Here is an 11,816-nt window from a genome sequence, read left to right as displayed (position 1 = left end):
AGGCGGGTTGGCGCCAGAATCGGGGTCGAACCGGACATATCTACCGCCTGTGAGGGCGAGACTAGCCTGCTCGTGTCAGGGGTCACTGGTAGACCTGGGGACATGTTCCTCCTGGAGCGTGCAGACGCCGGCACCCTGGTGCACTCCGCAAGCGACCTAGTGATCGCGGGCGAGTGCGAGTTTCGCCTGCTGCGACGCCTCGACGAGCTCCTCGGCCGCATCCCCCGCAGGCCACGGGAGGAGGACGAGATGCTCGCCCGCACCGCGGCCCTCGGTGAGGATCATGAACGCCGCGTCCTGGACGGGTATCTCCGCTCCTTCGGCCCGGCGGGCGCCGAGCGTGTCGGCGGGGTGCTGGAGGTCGCGCCGGCGCGCCGGATGTCCCGCGACGACCTGGCCGACGCGCACGCGCGCACGCTGGCCGCGATGGAGCAGGGCGCCGACGTGGTCTACCAGGCCTCATTCTTCGACGGCCGGTTCCACGGCCGGGCCGACTTCCTGGTGCACGACCCGCTCGGTGAGGGGATTCACCTCGGCGACCCGGGCGTTGTGCCGCGGTACGCCGTGCACGACTCCAAGCTCGCGCGCCGCACCAAGGTCCGCGCGCTGCTCCAGCTCGCCGCGTACGCGGACCAGCTCATCGGCGCACGCATCGACCCGACCGACGAGGTGCACCTCGTGCTGGGCACGGGGGAGACCACGTCACACCGGCTCGCCGACCTGCTGCCCGTCTTCCACAAGCGGCGCGCGCGCCTCATCGAGGTCCTGGACACCCACGTGGCCGACGACGCGCTGGTGCGCTGGGACGACGAGCGGTACCTGGCCTGCGGCAAGCTCCGGAGCTGCCCGGACTGCGCGGAAGCCGCGGCGCAGAGCCGCGACGTGCTCCTGGTCGGCGGCGTCTACGGGACGCAGCGAGCGAAGCTCTCGGCGTCGGGCATCACGACTATCGACGCCCTCGCGACCGCCGAGGACCCGCCCGACGGCATGGCCGCCGGGCGGTTCGCGGGGCTGCGCGCCCAGGCGCGCCTCCAGCTCGGGCTCGACGACGGCGACGGCTCGGTAGCGCTCGACCACCTGCCCGACGGCGTCGACCCGGACGGACCCGAGGCGCGACTGCGCTGGCAGCTCGTGGCGACCGAGGCCATCGACCGGCTCCCGCCGCCCAGCCCTGGCGACGTGTTCTTCGACTTCGAGGGCGACCCGCTGTGGGAGGAGGAGCGCCTGCCCGGCGACGACCAGGCGCCGGCGATGGGCCTGGACTACCTCTTCGGCTGGGTCGAGCGACCTGGCCCGGGCGAAGGTACCCCGCCCTTCCACGGGCTCTGGGCCGACGACCTGGCGGCGGAGCGGGACGCGCTCGTCCGCTTCGTCGACTATCTCAATGCCCGGTTGGCGACGTATCCCGACCTGCACGTCTACCACTACGCCGCCTACGAGAAGACCCACCTGCTCTCCATCGCGGCACGGCACGGTGTGTACGAGGACGAGGTGGACCAGCTGCTGCGCGACGGGGTGCTGGTCGACCTCTACGCGGCGGTCCGCTCGTGCCTGCGCATCTCGAACCGGTCGAAGTCGATCAAGAAGCTCGAACCGCTCTACATGCAGGACGACCCGGCGCGCGAGGGGGTTACGAGCGCTACGGCGTCCGTTACGGAGTACGCGGAGTACGCGAAGCTCGCAGCCGACGGCGACGAGCGGGCGGCAGAGCTCAGGCAGCGGATCTTGGACTACAACGAGTACGACTGCCGGTCTACTTTGCGGTTGCTGGATTGGTTGAGGGGTGCGCGTTCGTCGGTCGGGTCTGTTGTTGTGGCTGGGGCGGCCGTGGGGAGCGAGAACGCGCGCGCGGATGCGTTCACGGGCCCCAGGGGGCCCTCCACTTCGGGAACAGATACATCCGCGCGCGCATTCTCGCTCCCCACGGCCTCCGCTGGTGCGTCGCCTGCGCAGGGGGTTGGGGTTGGCGGGGAGGGGGCCGTTGAGCGAGGGGGGCCCACAGAGGTCGGGGGTGAGCCTGCTGCTGTTGACGTTGACCGTGGCATTGACCGAGCCACCGGCCAGGGCGAGGAGTCGCCTCGGGCGCTGGCTCGGCGGGTTGGGCGGGAGCGGCGGCTGGCGTTGGCCGGGGAGATCGCCTCGCGGGTGGGGGAGAACCGGGGGGAGCGGTCGCTTGAGGTGCAGGCGCTTGCGCTGTTAGGGGCCGCCGTCGGGTATTACCAGCGGGAGGAGAAGCCCTTCTGGCTGGAGCACTTCGCGCGGCTGGAGCTGCCGCTGGACGAGTGGCCCGGTCGTCGGTCGACGTTCCACGTGGAACGTTCCGGCGTGTTGCGCGACTGGAGTGTCGTGGGGCGTGACCGGCTCCCCTCGCGGGAGATCGAGCTGGTGGGGCGCATGCTCGACGGGTCCCGGGTCGACGGGTCCGACCTTGGGGTCGGCGATCCCGTGCACGTTCTGTACGACCAGCCCGTGCCGCCCGTCGTCGGTGAGCTGGAGGCGCGAGCCATCCGGGGTGAGCACGCCGGCGGTGTTGTCCTGGAGGTGCGGGCGCTCGACGGGGAGGGGGACGACCTGCCGCGCGGCTGTGACGTCGTCGTCCTGCGGGAGCGGTTGTCCGGGGGAGCGGAGCCGCACGACCAGATCCCGGTCGCTCTCGCGCCGCAGCGCGGCCCCGCGCACGACGCGCAGGAGCGCGCGGTCGAGGACGCCGCCCGCGCTGGCCTCGCCTCCTGGGACGCGGACCGTACGCTGCCCGACGGTGCCGCCGTCGACCTGCTGCGCCGCCGGCCGCCCCGACTGGTCGGTGGCGGGGACCTGCCGGCGCTCGGCGAGGTAGCCGGCGATGGCGGGGTAGCCGGCGACGACGGCCGCGGGCTCGACCTGGAGGCGGCCGTGCTTGCCGCCGTCGAGCGGCTCGATCACTCCTACCTCGCGGTGCAGGGCCCGCCCGGCACCGGCAAGACGCACGTCGGGTCCCACGTCGTGGCCAAGCTGGTGGGCGCGGGCTGGCGGGTGGGCGTGGTGGCCCAGTCGCACGCGGCGGTCGAGAACATGCTGAGCGCCGTCGTCGAGAAGGCGGGCGTCCCGGTCGAGCTGGTCGCGAAGAAGCAGCGGGCGAAGGGCACCGAGCAGCAAACCGCCCGGCCATGGCAGGAGGTGAACAGCGAGAAGCTAGCGGAGTTCGCCACGCGCAGCAGCGGGGGTTGTGTGGTGGGCGGCACCGCCTGGGACTTCGCGCACGAGCGCTGGCCGGACGAGGGGCTCGACCTGCTCGTCGTCGACGAGGCCGGGCAGTTCTCGCTCGCCGACACCGTGGCCGTCGGACGGGCCGCGCAGCGTCTCCTGCTCCTCGGTGATCCGCAGCAGCTCCCGCAGGTGAGCCAGGGCCGGCATCCCGAACCGGTCGACGAGTCGGCGCTCGCGTGGCTCGCGGCAGGCAGCTCCGTGCTGCCCGATGGGCTGGGCTACCTCCTGCCCGAGTCGTGGCGGATGCACCCGGCGGTCTGCGCCGCCGTGTCCCAGCTCTCCTATGCGGGCCGGCTCTCGGCCAACCCGGTCACCACCACGCGCCTGCTGGACGGCGTGGACCCCGGGGTCGTGCACGCCCCGGTAGCCCACGAGGGGCACTCCACATCGTCCCCCGAGGAAGCGGACGAGGTGGTGCGCCAGGTGCAGGACGTGATCGGGCGGCGGTGGGCTCCGGGCGCCGGCCGTCCGTCCCGCCCACTCGGGCCCGACGACGTGGTGGTGGTTGCCGCCTACAACGCCCAGGTCCACCTGGTCCGCCAGGCGTTGCGCGCCGCCGGGCTGGGCGAGGTTCCCGTCGGCACCGTCGACATGTTCCAAGGCCGGGAGGCACCGGTGGCGATCCTGACGCTCGCCGCCTCGACGCCCGACGACGTCTCCCGCGGCATGGGATTCCTGCTGTCGCGCAACCGCATCAACGTGGCGGTGTCCCGCGCTCAGTGGCGGGCGGTGGTGATCTCGGCGCCGCGCCTGACCGACTACCTGCCGGGAGACCTGGAGGCCGACGGCGTGCGCCATCTCATGGAGCTCGGCGGGTTCCTGCGCCTCATCGGCACCTGACCACCGGGCAGACAAGAACCGCGCAAAGGAGGGCCAGAGCAAAATTTCGCTCTGGCCCTCCTGTGCGCACCGGGGCTAGAAGTCGCCGCCCCCGAAGTCCCCTCCGCCGAAGTCGCCCCCGCCGAAGTCGCCGAAGAATCCGCCGCCCGCGTCAGCACCGGCGTCACCGCCGGCATCGGCACCGGAGGCCTCGACCGGCTCGGCCCCGGCCTCGGCGCCCGCTTCCTCGCCGCCGCCTTCGGCACCGGCGCCCTCCTCGCCGCCGGCGAAGTCCTGGGCCGGGTCACCGAAGGAGCTGCCGAACATCATGTCGGCCACCGCCGAGCCGATGACCATGCCGCCGATCGTGCCGAGCATGCTGGCGCCGAGCATGGAGCCGAAGCCCGGCCCGCGGCTCGCACCGAAGTTCCGCTCGAGAGTGCCGGGGTTGCGCATCTCCGCGCGGGTGGCCATGCGGGCCAGGTCGCGCGGGTCATCCGACGTCGCCCGCTCGCCGGGCGGCACGGTCTCGCTCAGCTGGGCGAGGACCTGGGTCCGCTGCTCGGGCGTGAGCTGCGCGAACGCCTCCGCGTGCGCCTCCTCGACCCGGTCCGGCGGGGCCGTGCGCAGCAGGTAGCGGTACCGCTCGACCGCCACCTCGTCCTCGCTGCGGCCGGTGCTCGCGGCCGAGCCGTAGACGGGTGCGGTCCCGTACTCCGGCGTCTGGCCCGGCGCCTGCCCGTACTGCTGTCGCGGCGCACCGCCGCCCTGGTACATGCCGGGGATCTGCTCGCGCGGCTCGCGGCCGAGCAGTCGGTCGAGAAAGCCCATGGTCTCAAGTCCTTCGTGAGGTTCAGTGCTGGAGGGTTCAGTGCTGACGGTCCACCAGGCTCAACGGCGGGCCGTCGCCCCGGGTTCCCACCCATCGTGCCCCGAACACGTGAACGAGACACGCCGAAGCCCGGCCACCGCGTGCGGTGACCGGGCTCCGGTATGTGTCTTTGCCGGGAGCGTCAGCCCTCGGCCTCGACAGATCCCTCGATGGTGCGGTCGAAGACGATCGCGTTGTCACCGTCGTAGTTGTAGACACCGACGAACGCGGACGACGGGTCGTTGTCCTCGTTGATCGGGCCGATGCCGGAGACACCCATGTAGTGGATCTCGTCACCGGCTTCGAGTGCCTCGACACCCTCCGCGAAGGTGGTCACCTCGGTGCCACCGTTCGCGCCGGACACCGCACGGAGCTCCGCGGCGATGTCGGTACCGGAGGTCGACTCCGCCTTCACCGCGGCGAGCGCGGCGAGGATCACGGCGTCGTACGACTCAGCAGCGTACGCGTAGTCCGTGAGCGCTTCGCCCTCGTTCTCCTCGTACCAGGCGTTCGCTGCGTCCTTGAAGGACTGCGCGGCGTCGGCACCGGGGATGGTGCCCTGGACGCCCTCCAGCGTCCCCGGGTCGAAGTCTTCCGAGTAGTCGGCGGTGTTGCCGTCGCAGAAGTACGTCGTCCCATTGAAGTCCCAGCCCTGGGAGACGAGCTCGGACACGGCCGCGGTCGTCTCCTCGAACGCGATGATGGCGATCGCGTCCGGCTCGGAGGCCAGCGCGTCGGTGACGATGGACGAGAAGTTGGTCTCGCCCGGGGCGAACTCGTCGCCGTCGCCGGTGCCGCCGTAGACAACCTCGGCACCTGCGGCCTCGAGGGTCGACTGCACGACGTCGCGCAGGCCGGTGCCGTAGGTCTCGTTCTGGACGAGGAAGGCGACCGACTGGTGACCGGCGTCGAGGATGAGCGAACCGAGCGCCGCACCCTGCACCGTGTCCGGCGGGGCGGTGCGCGCGTACAGGTCGCTGACACCGGACAGCTCGTTCGCGGTGTTCGCGGGGGAGATCTGGAGCACCCCGGCCTCGGTGAACTGGTCAATCACGTTCTGCGAGACGGACGAGGAGGCCGCGCCGATGGCGACGTCCACGCTGTTGCCGATGAGGTCGGTGGCGGTGTTGGTCGAGACGCTCATGTCGGTCGAGTCGCCGGAGTCACCGGCTTCGACCGCCACGTCGTTGCCGAGCACACCTCCGGCCTCGTTGATCTCGTCGACCGCAAGTCCGACGCCGGCGAACTCGGGCGGGCCGAGGTAGGCGAGGGAACCGGTGACCGGGAGGATGGTGCCGATGGTGAGCGGCTCGGTTGAACCCTCACCTTCTCCGCCATTTCCCGAGGTGGAGCAGGCTGCCAGGCCCACGCTGAGGACTGCCGCTAGCGCGAGACCACGCGCAGCCGTGGAACGTCGAATCATGTCTGCTGTTCCCCTTCAAGCGGGAGTGGATCCGAACGGCGCACTTTGCTCCGTCGTGGTCGATGAAAGTAGCCATCTTGTGTAACGCCCACGTGTCGAATCGACCCCATGGGCAGTTATTGTTACGAGGACGTGACCCAGCTCACTCTAGACCCAAGGAAAGTTCATCCCCTCGTCCGCCTGACGCACGTCACTCAGATTGGTCGGGCTTTCCTGGACGAGGGCGGGTACGCTTGGTGCGTTGCAGTGCCTCGATCGTTCTTCCAAGAGATGACGACGACACCGTGATTACTGCGATCCCGAAGGCCGGGGTCGTCGCATCTTGCAAGGAGCAGTACATGGCATTCGGAACCGTCAAGTGGTTCAACGCCGAGAAGGGCTTCGGGTTCATCGCACCCGAGGACGGTGGGCAGGACGTGTTCGCCCACTTCAGCGCGATCCAGTCGAGCGGCTACCGCTCGCTGGAGGAGAACCAGCGCGTCGAGTTCGACGTGAAGCAGGGCCCCAAGGGCCTCCAGGCGGAGAACATCCGCCCGATCTGATCTTGACAGCCGGTCCGGGGCTCGTCTGAGCCCACTGGTTGTACGACGTCGGCCCGGTCACCTTTCGAGGTGACCGGGCCTTCGTTTTGCTCGGCTCCGGTGAGCGGGACCCGGTTCCGGCGGGCGGAGAATGGGCTCGTGCAGCACTTCGCCTCTGACAACTACGCCCCCGTCCACCCCGAGGTCATGGCTGCGATCGTCGCGGTCAACGACGGAGCCGCCGTCTCGTACGGCGACGACCCGGTGTCCGCCCGCCTCCAGGACCGCGCTGCTGAGGTCTTCGGCGCTTCGGCGCGGATCTTCCCCGTGCTGAACGGCACTGGCGCGAACGTCATCAGCCTCATGGCCGCCGCACCGCGCTGGGGCGGGGTCATCGCCAGCGACTGCGCGCACATCCACACGGACGAGAACGGTGCGCCCGAGCGGGTGGGCGGCCTCAAGCTCCTGGCCGTCCCGAACGTGGCGGGCCGGATCGGGCCGGACGCCGTCGACCGCTGGACCGGCGACCTCGGTGACGTGCACCGCGCGCAGCCGGCGGTCCTCAGCCTCACGCAGGTGACCGAGCTCGGCACGGTCTACTCGGTCACTGACCTCAAGCTGCTCGCGGACACCGCCCACGCGGCAGGCCTGCGGGTGCACATCGACGGGTCCCGGCTCGCGAACGCCGCGGCCACGCTCGGCGTCGGGCTGCGGGAGATCACCACCGACGTCGGGGCCGACATCGTGTCCCTCGGCGCGGCGAAGAACGGCGGCATGCTGGGTGAGGCGGTGGTGGTGCTGTCCGACGGCGTCGGCGACGCGCCGTCGGACCTGAGCGAGGCCGTGCCGTACCTGCGCAAGGCCACCATGCAGCTCGCGTCGAAGACGCGGTTCGTCTCGGCGCAGCTCCTGGCGCTGCTCGGCGAGGCGGGCACGCCGGTTTCCGGCGCCGGCGAGGGTGCGCCCCTGTGGCTGCGCAACGCAGCGCACTCCAACACGATGGCGGCGCGCCTGCGCGCCGGGCTCGAGGCGGCAGGGCTGACCGGGCCGGATCCGGCCGGGCCTGCCGAGCAGACGGGGCTTCGTTTCGCCTACCCGACCGAGGCGAACGTCGTGTTCGCGACGCTGCCCCGGGCGGCGGCCGACCGGGTCCGTGCGCACGCCCGGTTCTACGACTGGGCGCCGGGCGAGACGCCCGACCGCGTCGAGGTCCGCTGGATGTGTGCCTGGGACACCACTGAGGCGGACGTCGACGAGTTCGTGGCGGTGGTCGCCGCCGCGCTCTGATGGGGCGAGACTGAGGACCATGAGCCGTTTTCGCCCGCTCGGGCTGGTCATCGCGGCAGTCCTCACGGTCGGGGCGCTGGCCGCGGGCTGCACCGGCCAGACGGCGGAGCCCGATCCGACCGCGCTGCCCGGACCCGTCCAGTCAAGCGGCCAGCCCGAGACCCAGCCCAGCTCACCGTCGAGCTCCCCGTCGCCGACCGTCTCGCCGGCCGGTCCGGGCAATCCGTCCGACGGCGGTTCACCAGGCGAACCTACCGCCGGCCCCACCGATGCGCCGACGCCGGCGCCCGGCGCCCCGGACCTGTCGCTAGTGGCCGGCTGGTCCCTGACGGACAAGGTGGGCCAGATCGTGATGGTCGGCCTCCCGCTGAAGGGTCCGTTCCAGCCGACGTTCGACATGCTGCAACAGCAGCGGATCGGCGGCGTCTTCCTGCACGGCCGCACCAAGGCCGGCCGCCAGCCGGTGAAGAACCTGGTCGATGCCGCGATCGCGGCGGGCGCCCAGGAGCGCGCCCCGCTCTACGTCGCCACGGACCAGGAGGGCGGCGAGGTCCAGGTGCTGCGGGGGCAGGGGTTCAGCGACATACCCAGCGCGCTCGACCAGGCGAAGCTGTCCGCACCCGACCTGCGCGCCCGCTCCCGGACCTGGGGCGCCGAGCTCGCGGCCGCGGGTGTGAACCTCAACCTGGCGCCGGTGCTCGACCTCGTGCCGGCCAAGACCGCGGCGTCGAACCCGCCGATCGGCGTCTTCGCGCGCAACTACGGGTATACGGCCCAGTCCGTGATCACGCACGGCAACGCGTTCGCGCAGGGCCAGCGCGACGCGGGTGTGCAGACGTCGATCAAGCACTTCCCCGGCCTGGGCCGGGTCACCGCGAACACCGACACCACGGCCGGCGTGACCGACAAGGTCACCGGCCCGGACGCCGCGTCGGTAGCCGTGTTCGACGCGGGTATCGAGGCGGGCTCCGGCCTCGTCATGATGTCGTCCGCGATCTACACGCGGATCGACCCGGACGCGCCGGCCGTGTTCAGCCCGAAGGCTGTGGGCCTGGTGCGTGAGCTTGGGTTCGACGGCGTCATCATCTCCGACGACCTGTCAGCGGCGGTGCAGGTCCAGAGTGTTCCCGCGGGCGAGCGCGCGGTCCGCGCCGTCGACGCCGGGGTGGACCTGGTGCTCGCCTCGGCCAAGCCGTCCGTCGCGCCCGCGATGGTGGACGCGCTGGTCGAGGCAGCGCGCGCCGACCCGGCCTTCGCCGCGAAGGTGGATGCGGCGGCGGCCCGGGTCGTCGCGGCCAAGGCCAGCCTGTAGCCCCCGCTGGCCGGCCGCGGGGGCTACCGGGTCAGTGGTCGGACAGGCCCAGCACGTCCAGCGTCCACGCGTGCTCGAACGCGACCTGCTCCCACGCCGAGTAGCGCCCCGAGACGCCGCCGTGCCCGCCGGACATCTCGATCTTCAGCATCGCGGGCGCCCCAGCGGCCTGGAGCCGCGCCACCCACTTCGCCGGCTCCACGTACAGGACGCGGGTGTCGTTGAAGCTCGTGGTGGCGAGGATCGGGGGGTAGTGCCGGGCGTCGTCGGGCACGTTCTCGTACGGCGTGTACGAGCGCATGTACGCGTAGACCTCGGAGTCGTTCAGCGGGTCGCCCCACTCGTCCCGTTCGGTAACGGTCAGGGGGAGCGTCGGGTCGAGCATCGATGTCAGCGCGTCCACGAACGGGACCCCGGCGAGCACCCCCGCGAACAGCTCGGGCGCCAGGTTGGTGACCGCGCCCATGAGCAGACCGCCGGCGCTGCCGCCGTCGGCCACCAGCCGGTCCGGCGCCGTCCAGCCGGCCTCGACGAGATGCCGCCCGCAGGCCACGAAGTCGGTGAACGTGTTCCGCTTGGCGGCGAGCTTGCCGTCGTTGTACCAGGCGCGGCCCATCTCGCCGCCGCCACGCACGTGCGCGACCGCGAAGACGACGCCGCGGTCCAGCAGGCTCAGGCGGCCGACGGAGAAGTACGGGTCGATCGAGGACTCGTACGCGCCATACCCGTACAGGAAGAGCGGGGCGGGCTCGACGGGGTCGCCACCCTGTTCGCCGGCAACGAACTGCACCTTGTCTCTGCGCCAGACCAGGGAGATCGGGACGCGGGTGCCGTCCTCGGCGACGGCCCACTGGCGGCGCTGGTCGTAGTCGGCGGCGTCGTAACCGCCGAGCACCGGCTGCTGCTTGAGCAGCGTGCGCTCGCCGGAAGCGACGTCGTACAGGTAGAGCGACTGCGGGGTGACGAACGACGTGTAGCCGACCTTGAGGTTGGGCTGCTCCCACGCGCCCACCCCCGCGCCGACGGACTCCAGCGGCTGACCGAACGAGAGCTCCTGGAAGTCCCAGGCGAAGGGCTCGGCCTGCGGGGCCTCTGCCTGCGGCAGCTGCAGCACCGCCGACCGGGAGATCGCCGCGCGACGGTAGTAGAGCACCAGGTAGCGCTCGCTGGCGCTCACACCCTCCAGCCGCACTCCAGGATCGTGCGGCACGACGACGGTTGCCGCCTCCGGGGTCACCGTCTCGCCGGGCGCGGGCACCGGGGAGCTGACGAGCTCGAAGTTCAGGGCGTCCTGGTTGTGCAGGATCAGCAGCGAGTCCACGGCCTGACCTGCTGAGTCCGGCAGCACCGCGTGCTCCACCGAGTACTCAACACCCTCGCGGCGGGGCCACACGACCCAGAACTCGCCGGTCGGGTTGTCCGCCTCCAGCAGCCACGTCTCGTTCGTCACCTTGGAGCCGAGGTCGAGCTGCAGGTACTTCTTCGACCGGGACAGCCCGGCGTTCACCCAGAAGCGCTCGTCGGGCTCCTCGAAGACGAGCACGTCGTCGGCCTTGGGCGTGCCGAGCAGATGCCGCCAGACTCGCCAGGGCCGCCAGGCGTCGTCGACGGTCAGGTAGAAGACGTGCTCGCCGTCGGGCGCGAACAGAGCGCCGGGCGCGATCTCCCGGACCTCGTCCGGCAGGTCCGCACCCGTGGCCAGGTCCCGGACCCGCAGCGTGTAGCGCTCGTCGCCCTCGGTGTCGGTCGCGTAGAGCAGGCGGCCGCCGTCGTCGGACACGTCGAACGAACCCAGCGCGAAGAAGTCGTGACCCTCGGCCTCGACGTTCTGGTCCAGGAGCACCTGCTCGCCCGGCACGGGCGTGCCGGGCTCAAGGACGCGAGGCGTCCAGTCGTCCGGGCCGGCAACGGGGTAGCGGGCGTGGATCGGGTATTGCTGGCCCTCGACAGTGCGGGCGTAGTACCACCAGTCGCCGTCACGTGCGGGGACCGAGAGGTCGGTCTCCAGGGTGCGGCCCTTGATCTCGTCGAACAGGGTCTGCCGCAGCGGCGCAAGATGCTCCTGGCGCGCCAGGGTCCAGGCGTTCTGCGCCTCCAGGTGCGCTACGACCTCGGGGTCCTCCTTGTCGCGGAGCCACTCGTAGTCGTCGACGAACGTGTCGCCGTGGAAGGTGCGCTCGGTGGGCCGGCGCACCGTCAAGGGGGGTTCGGGCGCGGCGGTGAGGAGCTCGGGAGCGTGCGGGGCGGGCCCGGACGAGGCCGGGACACGCACGGAAGTGGTCGATCCATCGGGTGCTGGGGAGGCCGCTCGGGCCGGCATGGCGTCTTCGGACACCG

The 11,816-nt window shown here is 71.5% G+C and carries 7 protein-coding genes; 4 read left to right on the top strand and 3 right to left on the bottom strand.

The genetic code is table 11. From position 1 onward, the window contains the following. Window positions 1–102 precede the first annotated feature (102 nt). On the top strand, window positions 103–4,086 hold the full coding sequence (locus tag AB1046_RS15985) for a TM0106 family RecB-like putative nuclease (protein ID WP_369370283.1): 3,984 nt from the start codon (window positions 103–105) through the stop codon (window positions 4,084–4,086). A gap of 75 nt (window positions 4,087–4,161) precedes the next feature. Here the strand turns inward: AB1046_RS15985 and AB1046_RS15980 are convergent, their stop codons facing one another. Next, window positions 4,162–4,896 (bottom strand): hypothetical protein, encoded by a 735-nt coding sequence (locus tag AB1046_RS15980; RefSeq protein ID WP_369370282.1) that lies wholly within the window; start codon window positions 4,894–4,896, stop codon window positions 4,162–4,164. 182 nt (window positions 4,897–5,078) lie between these two features. After that, complete coding sequence (locus tag AB1046_RS15975; protein WP_369370281.1) at window positions 5,079–6,359, bottom strand: ABC transporter substrate-binding protein; 1,281 nt, start codon at window positions 6,357–6,359, stop codon at window positions 5,079–5,081. A 338-nt stretch (window positions 6,360–6,697) separates the two neighbouring features. Here AB1046_RS15975 and AB1046_RS15970 point away from each other — a divergent pair, with 338 nt between their 5' ends. From AB1046_RS15970 to AB1046_RS15960, 3 genes are all read left to right on the top strand, one after another. Further along, complete coding sequence (locus tag AB1046_RS15970; protein ID WP_036971009.1) at window positions 6,698–6,901, top strand: cold-shock protein; 204 nt, start codon at window positions 6,698–6,700, stop codon at window positions 6,899–6,901. A 138-nt stretch (window positions 6,902–7,039) separates the two neighbouring features. Continuing rightward, window positions 7,040–8,167 (top strand): low specificity L-threonine aldolase, encoded by a 1,128-nt coding sequence (locus tag AB1046_RS15965; RefSeq protein ID WP_369370280.1) that lies wholly within the window; start codon window positions 7,040–7,042, stop codon window positions 8,165–8,167. Between the two features lie 19 nt (window positions 8,168–8,186). Continuing rightward, window positions 8,187–9,479, top strand: a complete 1,293-nt coding sequence (locus AB1046_RS15960; RefSeq protein ID WP_369370279.1) for a glycoside hydrolase family 3 N-terminal domain-containing protein — start codon at window positions 8,187–8,189, stop codon at window positions 9,477–9,479. 31 nt (window positions 9,480–9,510) lie between these two features. On the opposite strand, the gene AB1046_RS15955 is transcribed toward AB1046_RS15960, so the two are convergent. After that, on the bottom strand, window positions 9,511–11,814 hold the full coding sequence (locus tag AB1046_RS15955; RefSeq protein ID WP_369370278.1) for a S9 family peptidase: 2,304 nt from the start codon (window positions 11,812–11,814) through the stop codon (window positions 9,511–9,513). Between the last annotated feature and the right edge of the window lie 2 nt (window positions 11,815–11,816).

It is taken from the genome of Promicromonospora sp. Populi (assembly GCF_041081105.1).
GTDB lineage: Bacteria > Actinomycetota > Actinomycetes > Actinomycetales > Cellulomonadaceae > Promicromonospora.
This window is presented reverse-complemented; position numbering and strand designations above follow the sequence as displayed.